Here is a 19,129-nt window from a genome sequence, read left to right on the forward strand (position 1 = left end):
GGAGGCACGGCCATGAACTGTGAACTGATCGTCGACGCCCGCAACGGCACCGGCGAAAGCCCCGTGTGGCACCCCAGCGAACAGGCCCTGTACTGGGTCGATATTCCCGCCCGCCAGCTGCACTGCTGGCAGGCGGCCGATGGCAAGCACCAGGTCTGGCAGGGCGACGAGATGCTGGCCTGCATCGCCCGCAGCGGCCAGGGCTGGGTCGCCGGCATGGAAAGCGGCATCTTCCAGCTCCAGGCCAAGCCCGACGGCAGCCTTGATAGCCGCCTGCTCAGCAGCGTGCCGCACGCCCAGGCCGGCATGCGCTTCAACGATGGCCGCTGCGACCGCCAAGGCCGCTTCTGGGCCGGCACCATGCTGCTGGACATGCAGCAAGGTGCCCACGTGGGTGCGCTGTACCGGCATGATGGAGAAGGCCAGCTGCACCTGCAGCAAGACGGCATGATCGTGCCCAACGGCCTGGCCTTCAGCCCCGACGGCACGCGCATGTACCTGTCCGACTCGCACCCAAACGTGCAGAAGGTCTGGGCTTTCGACTACGAGATCGACAGCGGCACGCCTTACAACAAGCGGCTTTTCGTCGACATGCGCGGCTACCCAGGGCGCCCCGATGGCGCGGCTATCGACCAGGACGGCTGCTACTGGATCTGCGGCAACGATGCTGGGCAGATCCACCGCTTCACCCCCGACGGCCGCCTCGACCGCTCGCTGAGCGTGCCGGTGAAAAAGCCGGCAATGTGCGCCTTCGGTGGCGCCAACCTCGACACCCTGTACGTCACCTCGATCCGTCCCACAGGCACAGACCTCAGTGACCAGCCCCTGGCGGGCGGGGTATTTGCCCTCAACCCTGACACCAAGGGCCTGGAGGAACCTGCCTACCGGGGCTGACGCCCCCTGCCGCACCCACACTTGCACGCACGAAACCGGATAATAAAAACCACGGAGTTTCATCATGACGTTCAAACGCAAGCTGCTCCTTGCCGTACTCCCGTTCGCCTTCAGCGTGGCCATGCCCGCCTCGGCACTGGACATCAAGTTCGCCGAAATCCACCCGGCCGGCTACCCGACCGTGGTCGCCGAGCAGAACATGGGCAAAAAACTCGAACAGGCCAGCAATGGCGACATCACCTTCAAGATGTTCGCCGGCGGTGTGCTGGGCTCGGAAAAGGAAGTGATCGAACAGGCGCAGATCGGTGCGGTGCAGATGACCCGCGTCAGCCTGGGTATCGTCGGCCCGGTGGTGCCGGATGTGAACGTGTTTAACATGCCGTTCGTGTTCCGCGACCATGATCACATGCGCAAGATCATCGACGGCGAGATCGGCCAGGAAATCCTCGACAAGATCACCAACTCCGATTTCAACCTGGTGGCCCTGGCCTGGATGGACGGCGGCTCGCGTAGCATCTATACGAAAAAGCCGGTACGCAGCCTGGAAGACCTTAAGGGCATGAAGATTCGCGTGCAGGGCAACCCGCTGTTCATCGACATGATGAACGCCATGGGCGGCAACGGCATCGCCATGGACACCGGGGAAATCTTCAGCGCCCTGCAAACCGGCGTGATCGATGGCGCCGAGAACAACCCGCCCACCCTGCTTGAGCACAACCACTTCCAGAGCGCCAAGTACTACACCCTGACCGGCCACCTGATCCTGCCGGAGCCCGTGGTGATGTCCAAGACCACCTGGAACAAGCTCAGCCCCGAGCAGCAGGCGTTGGTGAAGAAGGTGGCGCGTGAAGCACAGATGGAAGAGCGCGCACTGTGGGACGCCAAGTCTGCCGCCAGCGAAGAGAAGCTCAAGGCCGCTGGTGTCGAGTTCATCACCGTCGACAAGAAGCCGTTCTATGACGCCACCGCCTCGGTACGGGAAAAATACGGCGCGCCGTACGCCGACCTGATGAAGCGTATCGACGCCGTCCAGTAACAGCGGCCCCAGCCCAATCGACCTCGGCAGTGCGGCGCCCGTCGCCCTGCCGCTTTGGTGATGCCCATGAAAAACCTCTTCCTGCGTGTGAACGACACGCTGTACCGCGCCTGTATCTGGATCGCCGGTCTGTCGATCCTGACCATGACGCTGATCATTCCCTGGGGCATCTTCGCCCGTTACGTGCTCGGTACCGGCTCCAGCTGGCCGGAGCCGGTGGCCATCCTGCTGATGGTGGTGTTCACCTTCGTCGGCGCCGCTGCCAGCTATCGGGCCGGGGCGCACATGGCGGTGGCGATGATCACCGATCGCCTGCCACCGCTGCAGCGCAGCATGATCGCGCTACTGGTGCAAGTACTGATGATTCTGGTGTGCGTGTTCATGACCTACTACGGCACCAAGCTGTGCATCACTACCTGGAACCAGTTTCTGGCCTCCCTGCCAGGTGTGCGGGTGGGCATGACCTATGCGCCGATCCCGATCGGTGGCGTGCTGACCCTGGTCTTTGTGCTGGAAAAACTCCTGCTGGGCGACCAGAGCCACCGCAAGGTGGTGCGTTTCGACCACGTAGAAGAAAGCGAAGGAGCGGCATAAATGGATGCGTTCATTCTGTTGGGCAGTTTCATTGCACTCATCCTGCTGGGCATGCCGGTAGCCTACGCCTTGGGCCTGTCGGCCCTGATCGGCGCCTGGTGGATCGACATCCCACTGCAGGCGATGATGATCCAGGTGGCCAGTGGGGTTAACAAGTTCTCGCTGCTGGCCATTCCATTCTTCGTGCTGGCCGGCGCGATCATGGCCGAAGGCGGTATGTCACGGCGGTTGGTGGCCTTTGCCGGGGTGCTGGTGGGCTTCGTCCGTGGCGGCCTGTCGCTGGTCAACATCATGGCCTCGACCTTCTTCGGCGCGATTTCCGGCTCGTCGGTGGCCGACACCGCCTCGGTGGGCTCGGTGCTGATCCCGGAGATGGAGCGCAAAGGCTACCCGCGTGAATTCTCCACCGCCGTGACCGTCAGTGGCTCGGTGCAGGCGCTGCTGACCCCGCCCAGCCACAACTCGGTGCTGTACTCGCTGGCGGCGGGCGGCACGGTATCCATCGCCTCGCTGTTCATGGCGGGTGTGATGCCCGGGTTGCTGCTGAGCGCAGTGATGATGGGCCTGTGCCTGATCTTCGCGAAGAAGCGCAACTACCCCAAAGGCGAAGTGATCCCGCTGCGCCAGGCGTTGAAGATTGCCGGTGAGGCGCTGTGGGGCCTGATGGCCATGGTCATCATCCTCGGCGGTATCCTGTCGGGCGTGTTCACCGCTACCGAATCGGCCGCCGTGGCGGTGGTGTGGTCATTCTTCGTGACCATGTTCATCTACCGCGACTACAAGTGGCGCGACCTGCCCAAGCTGATGCACCGCACGGTACGGACCATCTCCATCGTGATGATCCTGATCGGCTTTGCCGCCAGCTTCGGCTACGTGATGACGCTGATGCAGATCCCGTCGAAGATCACCACGGCGTTCCTGACCCTGTCGGACAACCGCTACGTGATCCTGATGTGCATCAACTTCATGCTGTTGCTGCTGGGCACGGTGATGGACATGGCGCCGTTGATCCTGATCCTCACGCCGATCCTGCTGCCGGTGATTACCGGTATTGGTGTGGACCCGGTGCACTTCGGCATGATCATGCTGGTGAACCTGGGGATCGGGCTGATAACACCACCGGTCGGCGCCGTGCTGTTCGTGGGCTCGGCCATCGGCAAGGTAAGCATCGAGTCGACGGTAAAGGCGCTGCTGCCGTTCTACCTGGCGCTGTTCTTGGTGCTGATGGCGGTGACTTACATACCTGCGATCTCGCTGTGGCTGCCTAGCGTGGTGCTGTAACGGCAATCGGGGCCGCTCTGCACCCCATCGCCGGCAAGCCAGCGCCCACAGGATTGTGCAGCCTTCCAGCCCTGCGCACCCTGTGGGAGCTGGCTTGCCGGCGATGGGCTGCAAAGCAGCCCTCTGGTTCTTTCTGCAAATGGATCCTGCACATGGCTGTCCCCTCCTCTGCTGCTCCCCTGTTCCCGCGCAAACTGGCCATCGCCCTGCTCGCCCTGCTGGCCTGCTCATTCGCCGGCAACCACATCGCCGCGCGCATCGCCTTCGATGACGGCACCGGCGTGCTGCTGGCGATTCTGTGCCGCTCAGGCATCACCTTGCTGGTACTGGCCTGCCTGCTGTTGTGGCAACGCCAGGCGCTGGGCCTGCCCGCAGGCACCCGGCACTGGCAACTGCTGCTCGGCCTGCTGATCGCCACCCAAAGCCTGTGCCTGTACTCGGCGGTGGCGCGCATTCCGGTGGCCCTGGCGCTTCTGGTGGGCAACACCTTCCCGATGCTGCTGGCGCTGCTCACCTGGGCGCTGGGCGGCGCACGCCCCACCGGCCGCACCGTGCTGTTCATGGGCCTGATCCTGTGCGGGCTGGTGCTGGCTCTGGATGTGCCGGCACGCCTTGCCGACAGCGGCACGGCCAACCCGCACTGGGCGCTAGGGGTCGGCCTGGCGTTCGGCGCCGCCTGTGCCTTCGCCTGCGCCTTGTGGATTACCGACCACAAACTGGCCAGCGTGCGCGGCCCCGTGCGCAGCCTGCTGACCCTGCTGATCGTGTTCTCCAGCATGCTGGTTGCGGGCGCAAGTGGCGTGATGCCGTCCGGCTTGTCACTGCCGGGCAGCAGCAGTGGCTGGGTGGCGTTGGCCAGCCTGGTGGTGCTGTATGGCCTGGCCTTCACCTTGCTGTTTGTGTGTGTGCCAAGGCTGAACATGGCGCAGAACGCACCGGTGATGAACGTCGAGCCCATCGCCACACTGCTGCTGGGCTGGGCCTTGCTCGACCAGCAGCTCGGCACCCTGCAATTACTCGGCGGTGCCGTGGTGGTGTGCGGCATCGTGCTGCTCACCTACCGCCGGGCCAGTTGATTGTTCATTTGAAAGGAGCCTTGAATGGCTGTGACCGAACTGCACCTGCAGGACCACCTGACCCGCCTGAGCCTGGCGCCGGAGCTGGGCGCCAGCCTGGTCAACTGGGAAGTGAAAGCGACCGGGCAAGCGCTGCTGCGCCATTCTGACCCGGCCGCGCTGGCCAGTGGCACCCCGCGACGCCTGGCCTGTTACCCGCTGGCGCCATGGTCCAACCGCATTGCCGAGGGTGGCTTCGCCCGCCCGGATGGCTGGCAGGCGCTAACGCCCAATACCGGGCACGACCCCTACCCGATTCATGGCAGCGCCTGGCAGCAGGCCTGGCAGGTGGAGCACCACGGCGAGCGACGCGCGCGCCTGAGGCTGCACAGTGAAGTGCCGTTTGCCTACCAGGCAACGCTGGATGTGCACTTGCATGAGGGTTGCCTGAACCTGGACCTGCATGTAACCCACCTGGATGAGCCAGCTACCTGGTATGGGTTGGGGTTGCATCCTTACTTTCCGCGATATCCCGATACCCAGCTGTATGCCGCAGCGCGCAAAGTGTGGCTGGCCGAGCATGGGCGGTTGCCGTCGTACCAGGCCCAAGTGCCCGAGCAGTGGTGTTTCAATGCCTTGGGCCGTTTGCCCGAGACGGTGGTCGATCACGCCTTCAGCGGCTGGCCAGGAGAGTGTGTGATCGAACAGCCAAGCGCGGGTTATCGACTGGCGTGCAGTGCCAGCGGGGCTGAGCACTTCTTGCTGTTTTGCCCACAGGGGCAAGGTTTTTTCTGCTTTGAACCGGTAAGCCACCCGGTCAATGCGCATCACCTGCCAGGGCGGCCGGGGTTGCGGTTGTTGCAGCAAGGGGAAGGAATGAGCCTGGGATTCAGGATGCAGTATCGACCCCTTTGATTGTGTTGCCTTGATGGGGGCCGCTTTGCGGCCCCTGAATTTCAAGCCTTATGCCAATGCCCCGGTCGGGTTCGCCATCGGCGTGACCGAAGGCTTGCCAAGCACCTCCCGCGCCACCTTCCACACCAGCACTGCCGCCACGATATCGAACGCCGCCAGCACCACGAACAGCGGGCTGTAACCAATCTGCGTGACCAGAATGCCGAACACCAGGGTAAACACCGCCGCCCCCAGGTACCCGCACATGCCACCCATGCCCGTCGCTGTGGCCACTTGGTCCTTGCTGAACGAGTCCGAGGTGATGGCGTACAGCGCGCCCGACAGTGTCTGGTGGGCAAACCCGCCAATGCACAGCAACAGGATCGCCATGTACGGGCTTTCCACCAGGCCGATGCAGGCCGGGCCGATCATGCAACTGGCACCGAACACCAACACCATCTTGCGCGATGTGAACAGCGACACCTTGAAGTAGCGGTGGAACAGCGGGCTCAGATACCCGCCCAGCACACAACCGATATCGGCAGCCAGGAACGGCAGCCAGGCGAACATCGCCACTTCCTTGATGTTCATGCGCCGCTCGGTCATCAGGTACAGCGGAATCCAGGCGTTGAAGGTTTGCCAGGCCGGCTCGGAGAGGATCCGCGCCGAAGCGATGGCGTAGAAGTTGCGGGCCTTGAAGATGCGCTTCCAGGCGCCCTTCTCGCGGCTGTCCTGTTTGAAGTGCGCTTCCTGGCCGGCCAGGATGTAGTCGCGCTCCTCATCGCTCAGGCGCTTCTGGTCGCGCGGGTGCTTGTACAACAGCATCCACAGCAGGGTCCAGACAATCCCGGAGACACCCACGATCACGAACGCCAGCTGCCAGCCACTGTGCAGGATCGCCCACACCACCAGCGGCGGTGCCAGCAAGGCGCCAAGCGACGAGCCGATGTTGAACCAGCCGATCGCCACCGAGCGTTCCTTGGCCGGGAACCACTCGGTGGTTGCCTTGACCCCAGCCGGCAAGCCGGCGGCTTCGGTCATGCCCAGCAGCCCGCGCATGAAGGCCATGCTCTGCCAGCCGGTGGCCAGGGCCGCGCCAGCACAGGCCAGCGACCAGGCCATGGCAAACACGGCAAAGCCCAGCTTGGTGCCGATGAAATCGATGAACCAGCCGGCTACCGGCTGCATGAGGGCGTAGCACACCTGCCAACTGGCAACGATCTTGGCGTATTGCTCGGTACTGATGGAGAGGTCAGTCATCAAGGTGGGGGCGGCCACCGAGAGGGTGTTGCGGGCGAGGTAGTTGACGACGAGCCCAGCCGTGACAAGGCTGACCATCCACCAACGGATGCCTTTCATCTTCATGGTTCACCTGAGTTTCTTGTTTTTAGTGTGGCGAGCGATTGTCGCGAACACCGGCAGCGGCATTTACGACAAATTGTTTCAGGCGAAAGAGTGCCACGTCGTAGGTCGTCGTACAACACTTATTATTTCTGAATATTTCACTCTGTGTTGTACGATCTCAATCCAGCTGCTGCGCCCGCAGCGCTTGCGCCAGCATGTCGATGAAGGCCCTGACCTTGGCGGAGCCGTACTTGCTCTCGCGATGCAACACATGAATGGGCCAGGGCGCCTCCTCGTACTCGGCCAGGATCACCTGCAATTGCCCACTGGCCAGCTCATCTGCCACTTGGTACGACAACAGGCGGGCAATCCCCAGCCCGCCGCTGGCGGCCGCGATCGCCCCGTCATTGCTGGTCACCGTCAAGCGCGGCTTCATGCGCACCAGGGTTGGCTCTTCTGTCACCCCAAAGCGCCAGCCTGCCCGGGGCGACAGGTTGGTGGTGCCGATCACCGCATGCCCGGCAAGGTCCGAGGGATGCTTCGGCACGCCATGGCGCGCCAGATAGTCGGGGGACGCACACAACATGCGCCGTACCCTGCCGACCCGCAACGCCTTCAACCCGGAGTCGGGCAACGGGCCGATGCGCACGGCCACGTCCATGCCCTCCTCGACCATGTTCACCACACGGTCGAGGAAGTAGGCGGAAACATCGACGTCCGGGTACTGCTGCAGGTAGCGGACGATACACGGCATGACGAACTTCTTGCCGAACAGGATCGGGGCGGTAACTGCCAGGTCGCCTTTGGGGGTGGCGTTAATGCCGGCGGCCGCTTCGTTGGCTTCGTGGATGCTGGCCAGGATATGCCGGGTGTCTTCCAGGTAGCGGCCGCCAGCTTCGGTCAGGCGCACGCTGCGGGTGGTGCGCAGCAGCAGCTTGACGCCCAGCTGGTCTTCCAGGGCGCTGACAGCGCGGGTAACGGCGGCCGGGGAAATGTCCAGGCGGCGAGCGGCGGCAGCGAAGCTCTCCAGCTCACCTACCGCAACGAATACCTTCATCAGGTGGATCTGGTCCATGCGGGCTCCTGGGTATTTGGGGTGCCGGGATTATCGGATATCCGGGCGCTTTATGCTGCCAGTCTTGGCCTCTTCGCCGGCAAGCCAGCTCCCACCTCGACCGCATTGAACCCAAGGTCTGCGCAGACCCTGTGGGAGCTGGCTTGCCGGCGAAGAGGCCGGGACTGGCATATCAGATATCCAGCACCAGCGCCTGTATCCCCTCCTCAACCTGCCCCGGTACCGCACAACAGATCAGTACCGATCCCGCCTCCGGCAGCTCTGCCGGTGGGTTCGGGTAATGCACCTGGCCGCTCACCAACCTGGTCTTGCAGGTACCGCACGACCCACCCCGGCAACTGAACTCCGGCGCCAACCCACGTGCCTCGGCCAGCTCCAGCAGGGTGCCGCTGCCTGGTGCCCAGCGCGCCTCCTTGGCCGACGCTGCGAAATACACAGGCACTGGCTCGCGGGCCGCAGGCGGCTGTTGCAAGGTGGGCTGGCCTGCATCCGTGTGCCGGCGCAGCGTTGACGGGCCAAAGGCTTCAGCGTGAATGCGCGCATCCGGCACATGCACCGTGCGCAGCCCTTCATACAGGTCCTGAGTAAAGCTGCCCGGGCCGCATAGGTAGAAATCGTAGTCGTCCAGCGCCAGCGTCGCCTTGACCTGCTCGATGCCCAGTCGGCCGGTAAACTCATAATCCTGCCCGGCCACGGCATGGTCTTCTGGCTGGCTCAAGGCGCGATGAACGTGCAGCAAGCCGCCAGCCTGTTGCCGCAAGCTTGCCAGCTCCTGCCTGAATGGCAGGTCGGCCAGGCTGCGGGCGCCATGGAACACATGGATGCGCCGTGCCTGGCCTTTGCTCAGCTGCTCACGCAGCATGGCCAGCAACGGCGTGATACCCACGCCCGCACCAATCAGCACAAGCGGGCGCGTACTTTGCTCATCCAGGGTGAAACTGCCCATAGGCGAGCGCACATCCAGCATATCACCTGCCTTGACGCGCTCATGCAGGTGCCGAGAGGCGGGGCCCTGCGCTTTTACGCTGATACGCAGGTAGCCATCGGACGGTGCGCTCGACAAGCTGTAGGTCCGGATCATCGCGGCCTCACCGTCGATCTGCACTTGCACCGGAATGTGTTGCCCTGGCGCAAAGACCACGCTGCTATCGCTGGGCGGTTCAAGGTAGAACGAGCGGATATCGCGGCTCTCCTGCTCCACCCGCAGCACACGCCAGGCCTGCCATTGGCGCTGTCGCTGGCGTTGCTGCAAGCGTGCGTCGGCCTCGGCCCAGGTGCCAGTCATCAGGCTGGTCGGTGCGTATTCCTTGAACGCCCAGCGCAGGGAAACCGCCGCCGGGCGCCACACTGCCTGCTCCACCTCCAGCGTCCACAGCCGCTCGGCACCGTCGAAGGCCTGGATGGCCGGGCTGTCCAGCAGCACCTCCGCACGCCCGCACAGCTGCAGCACGTTGCCGTTGCGGAAATCGATGAACAGCAAACCGGCCCGCGGGTTCACCAACAGGTTGCCCAAGGTGTTGAAGTGCAGGTTGCCCGCGTAGTCGGGAATGATCAGCCGATTGCCCACGACCTTGACGAACCCTGGCCGGCCGCCACGGTGAGAAACATCCACAGCGCGCTGGCCGTCACCTTGCTCGACATAGCTGGCGACGAAGAACGTGTCGGCAGCCTGGATCATGCTGACGCTTGTGGCATCCAGTGTGGTCGCATCGACACGCGCCTGGGCGGGCTCGGCAACGCGGGTGTAGTCACGCAACTGGATGTACTGCGGGCAGTTGCCGAACGACTGCTCCACCCTCACCTGCAGTTGTCCTTCTGCAGCCTGGCGGATCTGCCCGTTGATGCGATTGCGCCGACGGGTGTGCAGTTCGATACCCAGCAGGCCGACCGCCTGCCCGGCTACCAGCCCCGGGGTGGCGGGGTCATCTGCTGGCAGCGTGGTATAAATCGTCAGCACGCGAGGGTCGGGCGAGCTGACGAACCCTTCCGGCCCTTCCAGCAGGGTGGCCCAAGGCCGGCCAAGAACGTCCACACTGGCGGCCACCATGAACGGCAACTGGTGATAGAAACTACGGTGCTGGTCGGGCATGTAGTCACGAATGACCTTTTGCCCGAACGCCTCCATGCGTTCTGCTACACCGACCTTTTCCTGCAGGGTTTTCTCGCCCGCATGCCAGGGCGAGGGGCGGTGGTCCGGGGGCTGTTGCATGGTGGCGTTCCTCTCGAAGGCGAGGTATCAGGCGCTGGTCTGCAGCCCGATCACAGTGCGTGGCATGGCCACGAAGCCCGGCAGCGACTCGATCCGCGCCAGCCAACTGCGCACGTTGGCATAGGGCTCCAGCGACACGTTGCCTTCGGGGGCGTGGGCGATGTACGAGTAGTTGGCGATGTCGGCGATGGTGGGCGTGCTGCCCGCCAGGAATGGCATCTTGGCCAGCTCGGCGTCGATCACCTTGAGCAGGGTATGGGCACGGGCAATGACTTCGTCTGTGTTGAACGCAGCGCCGAACACGGTCACCAGGCGCGCAGCAGCCGGGCCAAAGGCCAGCGGGCCTGCAGCCACCGACAACCAGCGCTGGACACGGGCGGCGGCAGCGGGTTCTTCGGGCAGCCAGGTACCGTTGTCGTACTTTTTGGCCAGGTAGACGAGGATGGCATTGGAATCGGCGATCACCGTGCCGTTGTCATCGATAACCGGGACCTGGCCAAACGGGTTGAGGGCCAGAAAATCCGGCTGCTTGTGCGCGCCTTTGGCCAGGTCGACGAACACTAGCTCGGTGGGCAGGTTGAGCAGCGAGAGCATCAATTCGATGCGATGGGCGTGGCCAGACTTGGGGAAGTTGTAGAGCTTGATCGGGTTCGACATGGGTTTGGCTCCTGATCAGCACCGGGATGGGCTGGTGGAGCCTATGCTGCACTGGATCGGCTGGCAGCAGAATCAGTGCGTAAGGGAAACCATAATTTCGCGGGGCGCAATAATGGTTTCCAAAAGATGTGCAGTTAAGTGCAGGGATCGCTAGCCAACGAATATCAGGTCAGTGCAGCTTCTTGAAATACCGGAACAGCCCACGTGCGGCCTCAACTACCTGCGGAACGCAGGCCTGGATATCCGCTTCGCTCATCTGGTCCAGCAGCTCGAAGTTGTCCTCCAGCCCATGTAGCGAAATGGCCTTGAGCAATAGCGCCTGCTCCTGCGGCAACTCGCCCCAACCGGCAATCTGGGTACCGCGCATATAGCCGAAGCACCACTCCTCCATGACGATCACAGTGCCACCCTCGCCCTCGCTTTCCTCGAACAGCGGCTCGAAGTGGTCTACGTCATCAGTCAATGCCTCTTTCACCTGATTGGCATAGCGCAACATCAACGCGGTGTACGCTTCTTCGTGCGCAGCCTTCTTGAACTTAGGCACCTTGCCACCGGCCACTGCGGGCAGCCATTGCTCTGGGAAGACGGCGACCGGCGAACTGGCCAGCGCGGTGAAAAAGCCATTGAGCTCGGCCAGGTTCAGCACGGAATAGTCGTTGCCGTAGGTGATCAACAGGTCTTCGAGACGGTCGAGTTCTTTTTCGCTGAGTACGGGGAGCATGGGTGAGAATCCTGGGAAGCAAAAGTGTGTGCACCCTAGCACAGCAACGCCGGAAGGGCTGCCCGCGTGAACTACCGCGCGGGCAGATGGTTCAGGCGTGCAACCAGTCCTGCAGCTCGTGTCTCCGGTCGGTGCCAATCAGCAGCCACAGCAAAATGCGGCATTTGCGCGGGCAGAGGTCCCCCGCCATGTATACGCCTTTTTTCTGCAGGTCGATTTCTGCACCCGCAAACCCATAGGTTGTCCGGGCGGTTGGCCCTTTACCTGTGCGCGTGGCAACCACTACTGGCAAGGTGGGCGCCAGGTGTTCCAGCACCTCGGACCAACTAGCGGCAACATGCCCAGCGCCGAAGCCGGCAATGACCAACCCTTCATAACCCAATGTAGCCACAGCCTGCAGCAGCGCCGTGTCTGCGTCCAGGCACGCTTCCAGCAGGGCAACGCGCTGGTCGGTGCGATGCGGTACGGGCAGCACTTCCCGTCGTGCTGGCGGATGGCGATAGACCACTTCCCCCTCCACCACTTCGCCCAATGGGCCGGATCCCGGCGACTCGAACGCGGCTAACGCCATGCTGGCCGTCTTGCGAACCCTTGCCGCGCAGTGGACCTGGTCATTCATCACCACAAGCACACCACGCCCGCAGCTGCCCTGTGCCAATGCAACCTGCGCCGCAGACAACAGGTTGGCCGGCCCATCATTGCCCGGCTGGCTGGCCGAACGCATGGCACCGGTCATCACCAAGGGCGCATCGAATGGCCACAGGAGATCCAGGAAATAAGCCGATTCCTCCAGGCTATCGGTCCCTTGGCTCACCACCAAGGCCTGGGCCCCGCGCTCAACCTCGCACCGGGCCCATGCCAGCACGTCCAGCAACGTCGCAAAGTCCAGCGAGGCACTAGGGACCAGACACAATGAAGCAACATTCAATTGCGCCATCTCGCGCAACTGTGGGACCTGAAGCAGTTGCTGCTCGCAGCCCAGGGTTGGCGTCACACCACACCCGACAGCCCCGGCCTGCATACTGACCGTGCCCCCCAGGCTAGCGATCGACAGCCTGGGCAGGCTGGAATGTTCAATCATGCTTTTCCCCCCGCAAGTAACCCGATCAGAGGCACGATCCCCAAGGTGCTGATGGCCATCGACATCACGTTGCCGATGTAGCCATGCACATAAGCCGGCAACCGCTGGGTGATCGCCACTGCCAGCGGCGGAGCCACCAGCGCCCCCAGCACTGCGCTGGCCACCACCACTTGCCAGCTGCCGCCATGCGTCAGCACTGCGGCCGGAACGATCGAGACAATCGGAATGTAGGTAGGGTACCACCCCCGGGCTTGCCACTGGCCTCGCCAGAATACGACCCCAACCAGCGATGCCAGGGCCTGCCCGGCCACTATGTGCATCACCAGCATTGAACCGTAGGACGGTGCAGCCGGGGCTAACAAGTAAGCCAGCAACACGCCCAGCAGCAGCCCGAGGCTGGCCAGCTCATTACCGAAAAATGGCGCTTCGCTGAAATCGGCCAGCACCCGACGCAACGTCCAGACCACACCGTAGTCTGGCCGGTTGATGACCGGCGCCACTGCGGTGGCTACACGACTTTGGCGTACCCATGAAGGAAAGCGCTTGCACAGGAGGAAGGCCACGACACTGGCTACCGCCATGCCGCTCACATTACCAACTACCACGGGCAACTGCAGGGGATAGCACAGGTAGTTGACTATCAGAAGGCTGGCCGGTGTTACCAGTAGAGCACCCAGTACCGCCCCCGTGATCGTCACCCGCCAGCCCGCACCAAACAGCAACACCATGGCGGCCGGCAATGACACGAAGGCGACGAAGGTGGGTTGCCAGTTGCCACTGGCCAAGGTCCACCCCCACAACGCGTGGCTAAGCACCAAGCCCAGGAACGAACTGGTGAACACCCATGGCCATAATCCGCTGCCATAGCAAATGGCAAAGCCCTGCCAGCGATACCCTCGCACGTGGGCCCAGTGCGCCAGGCAAGCGCCAAGCAGCAAGCCCAGTGCGGGCAGCTCGTGCTTGTAGAATGCCACTTCACTGATATCACCGACGATCCAGCGCAAGCGACTCAGGGGCTGATCGAGCGTCGCCACCATAACTGCATAATCCGGCCATTGGCCATGGGCAAGGCTCGCAGCGAGCACAAGCAGCAGACAGGCAAAAATCAACACAGGCCAACGCTGCTGTCCTGAGAAGAGTAGCGTGTTCATTTGCGACTCCTCAACGTGGCATTGGCGCGTGCAAGCGGTAACCAAGATTGGCATCGTAGAGGTCGATACGCCGGTCCCGCGGCAGGTCGTTGAGGTTGTTCCAGATCGGCGCCGAGCGTGCACTGCTCAGATCTACATCGGCATAGAGAATTTCTTCGGCCTCTGCACTGCCCACTTCGCCAATCGGCCAGCCATTGGTACCGGCGATCAGCGAGCACCCCAGGAAGCGCCCGCCCCGCTCGCTCCCGACACGGTTCGCGGCGGCGATGTAAACGTTGTTGACATGCGCTGCGGTCATGGTCAGGTACGAGGCCATGCAGCGCCCTGCTTCATCGAACAATGGTGGCGGGGTCCATACCCAGTTGTTGAGGCTGCAGATGATGTCGGCACCTTGCGCCGCCATCAGCCGCGGGACTTCCGGGAACCAGATGTCCCAGCATATGAGCAGGCCGATACGCCCGATTGGCGTCTCGAATACCGGGAACCCCAGATCGCCGGGGGTGAACCAGAGTTTTTCCTGGTTCCAGAGGTGCGCCTTCCGGTAGTGCCCGAGCCGGCCTTCAGGGCCAAACAGTATGGCGCTGTCGTAGAGCTTCAGCCCGTCGCGCTCGGAAAAACCTGCGGCCAGGTAAACCTGGTATTCCTTGGCGAAGTCCTCCCAGGCTTTCAGACAAGGGCCGTCCTGCAGCGTCTCTGCATGGGCATAGGCTTCGGCGCGGGAGTTGAAGGTGTAGCCAGTATTGGCCAGCTCAGGCAGCACTATCAGGTTGGCGCCTTCGCGTGCTGCTCGCCGGGCCAGCGCCAGACCATTACCCAAGTTACGCTCGCAATGCTCAAGACCGACCTGGGGGTCGTACTGGATGACAGCGATACGTACAGGGCTGACGGGGGAACAGGATTCAGACATGGCGGCTTCCTTTTTGTGGTTGTTTTGGAAGGACGCCAGTAAAGCGATGTTGGGCCTGGGAGGGACAGTCAGGAGGGTCCGATGGGACCAAAGGAAAATCACATGATCGCAGTAGGACTCCCCCTACAAAATGCCCCGTACGCCGCTATTTCCCAACCTGATAATGTGGGTAGTGCTCAAGGGTAAAGCCACCATTGAATTGCGCTGAAGTGTTGTTGCAGAGGTTGATGACCGTATCAATCGCCGTGCGCAAACACGGCTCGGTCCACCCGGCGTCAACGGAGAAGGACTCTCCAGCCAGATACAACCCTGAGCTCCCGCTCAGATCACGGTTGTATTTCATCAGGCTTACCGCATCATAATAGGTACCTGCCCTATACAATTTCGCACACCCGAGCGCATTTCGGTCTGTGCTCCAACGCTGTATGCGAATGTTTCGAGTGTCGATGTAGGGCGATATAGCCTCGCCTACATTGGTGCACCGCAGCAGGATCCGATCGAGCTCCTTCAGGCACTTGGTCGCCAATTCCTCATCAGAGAAGGCTGCCAATTTTGTTGCATCATCCTCCCAGGTATAACTGAGGAGAATGCAGTCATCGGGGTAGCTGTCGTTGTATCGATAGGCATAGACATCGTGCACAAAGCTATCGGTAATCAGGATTTGCGGCAGTGGCTTGCGGTCGAGAAAACGTTTCTTCAGCGGCGCATAAACCTTGCAACTGGTCTCCCAGTGGGCATGTTTCCAGGCATCGATAATCGACTGAGGCAACATCTGGCGGGTGAAGCCGCTGAGGCGGATGTTGGTTTCGATCAGCCAAGACGGAGTGGTTATGATCACGCTGTCAAAGTCTTGGTACTCGGTGGTCTCGTGTATCGGATCACTGCACTGCCAACGATATCCGACCCTGACCCGGCCATTTTCCAGCTTCTGCACCGCGCACACGGACGTATCTGTCAGCAGCCCATCATCTCTTTCCAGCAGATGGTCATAAAGCGAGATCCCTCCCATGCCGACGTCCAGGTACAACAGGCATTCGTCCATGGCCGCAAGTCCGAGATAGGCGGGTCCTTGAAACGGCAATCCCCTGCTATCAGGAACATTGTTGGCTTCAAGATGCGGAGCAGCGTAAGGCATACCTGCTGAATCCACACGGCCATGCACCAGCTGCAAATGACTGCTGAAGCCAAAGATTGCCGTACGTAGCGGGTACAAGCAGCAAACATCATAAAATGCTCCCCAGCTGCCGTCGCCAATACCGATTGCATAGAAAATCGCTGACTCATCACTGCTCATGCCCAAACCGCCAAAGTCACCGGGGTTTTCAGGATCCCAGGCAACGAGGGCGGGCAAATGCACCAAATCCCTGAAGGACAAGCGGTGATAGCGTTCGACGATGTCCCGCCATGTCGACTCCCAGCTTGGCGTGCCATAAACAGCGGAAACGTGTTCAGCAAACCGCTGAGCAAAACTGCGCCATTTCTCGTAGACCTGCTGCAAGACAGCCGACGGTGGTGGTGTTTCCCCTGACGGATTACGCCAGACCAACAGCACCGGGTCACCCTCACCTTGTATTTGCCCTTCGCGCAGATAAATACCCGTGGCATTCACCCAAGGTGTACCTGGATTGGGGAAATCAGAAATCCGCAGCTCAAACAGCTTGGCGTAATACGCCATAAGCGAGCGGCCATCTTTAGGTGATTCTCCTGTCCTATTGAAGAAAGGCATGCGCATAGCCCCCATTTCAAAAGGAGTGACAGGGTGCTTGTGGCTTGCAGGGTTGTTCACGACTGTCAGGTGTCGCCCGCCTACACGCCGGGACTGCTCGATCAAGGTGATACGGCTAAAACCACAGCGCAATAATTCCCGGGCCGCAGTCAACCCGGTAACGCCGGCACCGACAATACAAATGCGGTGTTCGGGCTGTGTGGCCCGTGCAACGCCTCCCTCTTGTTCGATCAGGCGGCGGTAGTCGAAGCAGAGATCTGGGGGGTTAGGGAAACGCGCAGCCCACGGCTGCATCGGCAGTGATGGGTCGATGGTCAGATCGGCGGGGTGGTTGTGTGTAGAACCAATTGTCATGGTCTTGTGTTCTCCATTATTTGAAGAACCTGAGAATGAGCAATTGCTAGATGCGTGAGGGGTTGTTATGCACCACCCGCCGGCACCTACAGGATCGTGAGATACCTGAAGGGGCCGGCTTGCCAGCTATACCGTCGTCGGTGCTTACACCGCCAGCGCGCGCTCACGCAGCTCGCTGTTGAGGATGCGGTCGTTCTCGCTGTAATCGACCGGGCAGTCGATAACGTGCACGCCTGGGGTCTTGATGCAGTGTTCCAGTAGCGGCAGCAGGCCTTCGGCGCTTTCCACGCGGTGGCCGTTGGCACCGTAGGCTTCGGCGTATTTGACGAAGTCCGGGTTGCCGTAGTCCAGGCCGAAATCGGTGAAGCCCATATTGGCCTGCTTCCAGCGGATCATGCCGTAGCCATCGTCACGCAGGATCACCACGGTGATGTGCATGCCCAGGCGTACAGCGGTTTCCAGCTCCTGGCTGTTCATCATGAACCCGCCGTCGCCGCACACCGAGATCACGGGGCGGTCCGGGTGCACCAGGTGCGCCGCCATGGCCGATGGCAGGCCCGCGCCCATGGTGGCCAAGGCGTTGTCCAACAGCACGGTGTTCGGCTTGTGCGCCTTGTAGTTGCGGGCGAACCAGATCTTGTAGATGCCGTTGTCCAAGGCAACGATGCCTTCGGACGGCAGTACGCGACGGATGTCGGCCACCAAGCGCTGCGGGTAGACCGGGAAGCGGTTGTCGTCAGCACCTTCGGCGATCTGCGCTTCGTTGGCTTCACGGATGGCCATCAGGCGGGTGAAGTCCCAGTGCGACGTGTCGTTCAGCGCTTCGCTGATCTGCCACACGGCGTTAGCGATGTCGCCGATCACTTCCACCTGCGGGAAGTACACCGCATCGACTTCGGCAGAGCGGAAGTTGATGTGGATGACTTCGGTGCCGCCACGGACCATGAAGAATGGCGGCTTCTCGATCACGTCGTGGCCGATATTGACGATCAGGTCGGCGGCTTCGACGGCGCGGTGCACGAAGTCACCCGACGACAGCGCAGCGTTGCCGAGGAAGCGCGGGTGACGCTCGTCGACCACACCTTTTCCCATCTGGGTGGTGATGAACGGGATGCCGGTCTTGTCGATCAGCTGCTTGAGGACCTTGGCGGTCATCTTGCGGTTGGCACCGGCACCAATCACCAGGATCGGGTTGCGCGCATTCTGCAATTTTTCGACGGCAGCCTGGATGGCCACATGCTCGGCCAACGGACGGCGGTGCAGGCTGCGCGGGATCGGCAGTGCGTCGGTCTGCTCGGCGGCGATGTCTTCAGGCAGTTCCAGGTGTACCGCACCCGGCTTTTCTTCTTCAGCCAGGCGGAAGGCTTCGCGCATGCGCGACGGGATGTTGTCGGCCGAGGCGAACTGGTGGGTGTACTTGGTGATGGGGTCCATCATGCCGCACACGTCAATGATCTGGAAGCGGCCCTGCTTGGACTTCTTGATCGGCTTCTGCCCGGTGATCATCATCATCGGCATGCCGCCCAGGTAGGCGTAGGCGCTGGCGGTAACCAGGTTGGTGGCGCCAGGGCCGAGGGTGGACAGGCTGACGCCAGTCTTGCCGGTCAGTCGGCCGTAGGTGGCAGCCATGAAACCTGCAGACTGCTCGTGACGGGTCAGTACCAGCTTGATCTTCGACTTGCGCAGGGATTCGAGCAGGTCAAGGTTTTCTTCACCGGGAATGCCGAATACATATTCGACACCTTCGTTTTCCAGGCATTGCACAACGACATCGGCGGCCTTGGCCATCTTGCTTGCTACCTCAAGTGATGGGACGGTGGAAGTCCAGAAATGCGCAGCACGGTACGCTGGCATCGCTCGGTCCAGGGGTAGAAATGCCCTGAATCAAAGTCTTGACGTAGGATGGGCGTGGGAAAGTCACGTTAATGTAACTGCAATATTGTCGCAGTGCTGCGCTGGCGCCGTTGTAGAAGCAACAGTCTTGCTCAGGCTTTGAAAGCGCGCTCGTCTAGTATTCTGGCTCGAATTGTGGGGGGGGCGACGTACCACAGATCCCTGTAGGAGCAGCCTTGAGCTGCGAAGAGGCCATTGCAGCCGAAGATAATCTTTAGCCTTACCGGCCTCTTCGCAGCACAAGGCTGCTCCTACAG

Annotated in this window: 16 protein-coding genes; 6 read left to right on the forward strand and 10 right to left on the reverse strand. The window is 61.8% G+C overall.

The window, feature by feature from the left end; all coding sequences use genetic code 11:
* Positions 1-12: 12 nt before the first annotated feature.
* The 6 genes from SB765_RS24095 (at position 13) to SB765_RS24120 (ending at position 5,775) form a co-directional block, all read left to right on the forward strand.
* Positions 13-894, forward strand: coding sequence for a glucurono-1,5-lactonase (locus SB765_RS24095; protein ID WP_410932048.1), 882 nt, complete (start codon positions 13-15; stop codon positions 892-894).
* A gap of 64 nt (positions 895-958) precedes the next feature.
* Positions 959-1,930 carry a TRAP transporter substrate-binding protein gene (locus SB765_RS24100; RefSeq protein WP_016488691.1) on the forward strand — a complete coding sequence of 324 codons (972 nt, stop codon included), beginning with the start codon at positions 959-961 and terminating at the stop codon, positions 1,928-1,930.
* Positions 1,931-1,996: 66 nt separating this feature from the next.
* A complete protein-coding gene (locus tag SB765_RS24105) occupies positions 1,997-2,524 on the forward strand; it encodes a TRAP transporter small permease (RefSeq protein WP_410912346.1) in 528 nt (175 codons plus the stop codon).
* Positions 2,525-3,805, forward strand: a complete 1,281-nt coding sequence (locus SB765_RS24110; protein ID WP_019472239.1) for a TRAP transporter large permease — start codon at positions 2,525-2,527, stop codon at positions 3,803-3,805. It abuts the gene before it with no gap.
* Between the two features lie 152 nt (positions 3,806-3,957).
* A complete protein-coding gene (locus SB765_RS24115) occupies positions 3,958-4,881 on the forward strand; it encodes an EamA family transporter (RefSeq protein ID WP_403008693.1) in 924 nt (307 codons plus the stop codon).
* 24 nt (positions 4,882-4,905) lie between these two features.
* Positions 4,906-5,775, forward strand: a complete 870-nt coding sequence (locus tag SB765_RS24120) for an aldose 1-epimerase (protein ID WP_410932049.1) — start codon at positions 4,906-4,908, stop codon at positions 5,773-5,775.
* A gap of 48 nt (positions 5,776-5,823) precedes the next feature.
* Here the strand turns inward: SB765_RS24120 and SB765_RS24125 are convergent, their stop codons facing one another.
* The 10 genes from SB765_RS24125 to SB765_RS24170 form a co-directional block, all read right to left on the reverse strand.
* Positions 5,824-7,119: an MFS transporter gene (locus SB765_RS24125; RefSeq protein WP_410932050.1), complete on the reverse strand. Its 1,296-nt coding sequence runs from the start codon at positions 7,117-7,119 to the stop codon at positions 5,824-5,826.
* A 157-nt stretch (positions 7,120-7,276) separates the two neighbouring features.
* Positions 7,277-8,173 (reverse strand): LysR family transcriptional regulator, encoded by an 897-nt coding sequence (locus SB765_RS24130; RefSeq protein WP_049275914.1) that lies wholly within the window; start codon positions 8,171-8,173, stop codon positions 7,277-7,279.
* Positions 8,174-8,345: 172 nt separating this feature from the next.
* Positions 8,346-10,382 carry a pyridoxamine 5'-phosphate oxidase family protein gene (locus SB765_RS24135; protein WP_410932051.1) on the reverse strand — a complete coding sequence of 679 codons (2,037 nt, stop codon included), beginning with the start codon at positions 10,380-10,382 and terminating at the stop codon, positions 8,346-8,348.
* 27 nt (positions 10,383-10,409) lie between these two features.
* Positions 10,410-11,039 carry a glutathione S-transferase family protein gene (locus SB765_RS24140; protein WP_410932052.1) on the reverse strand — a complete coding sequence of 210 codons (630 nt, stop codon included), beginning with the start codon at positions 11,037-11,039 and terminating at the stop codon, positions 10,410-10,412.
* 169 nt (positions 11,040-11,208) lie between these two features.
* Positions 11,209-11,760: a UPF0149 family protein gene (locus SB765_RS24145; RefSeq protein WP_410932053.1), complete on the reverse strand. Its 552-nt coding sequence runs from the start codon at positions 11,758-11,760 to the stop codon at positions 11,209-11,211.
* Between the two features lie 91 nt (positions 11,761-11,851).
* Positions 11,852-12,841 (reverse strand): asparaginase, encoded by a 990-nt coding sequence (locus SB765_RS24150; RefSeq protein ID WP_341796578.1) that lies wholly within the window; start codon positions 12,839-12,841, stop codon positions 11,852-11,854.
* Positions 12,838-13,992: a hypothetical protein gene (locus SB765_RS24155; RefSeq protein WP_341796579.1), complete on the reverse strand. Its 1,155-nt coding sequence runs from the start codon at positions 13,990-13,992 to the stop codon at positions 12,838-12,840. Before SB765_RS24155 ends, SB765_RS24150 begins: the two co-directional genes overlap by 4 nt.
* 10 nt (positions 13,993-14,002) lie before the next feature.
* A complete protein-coding gene (locus tag SB765_RS24160) occupies positions 14,003-14,899 on the reverse strand; it encodes a nitrilase family protein (protein WP_410932054.1) in 897 nt (298 codons plus the stop codon).
* Positions 14,900-15,044: 145 nt separating this feature from the next.
* Positions 15,045-16,979, reverse strand: coding sequence for a flavin monoamine oxidase family protein (locus SB765_RS24165; RefSeq protein ID WP_341796581.1), 1,935 nt, complete (start codon positions 16,977-16,979; stop codon positions 15,045-15,047).
* 144 nt (positions 16,980-17,123) lie between these two features.
* Complete coding sequence (locus SB765_RS24170) at positions 17,124-18,767, reverse strand: acetolactate synthase large subunit (protein ID WP_169725188.1); 1,644 nt, start codon at positions 18,765-18,767, stop codon at positions 17,124-17,126.
* Between the last annotated feature and the right edge of the window lie 362 nt (positions 18,768-19,129).

This window comes from Pseudomonas sp. SIMBA_067 (genome assembly GCF_046534675.1).
Lineage (GTDB): Bacteria > Pseudomonadota > Gammaproteobacteria > Pseudomonadales > Pseudomonadaceae > Aquipseudomonas > Aquipseudomonas putida.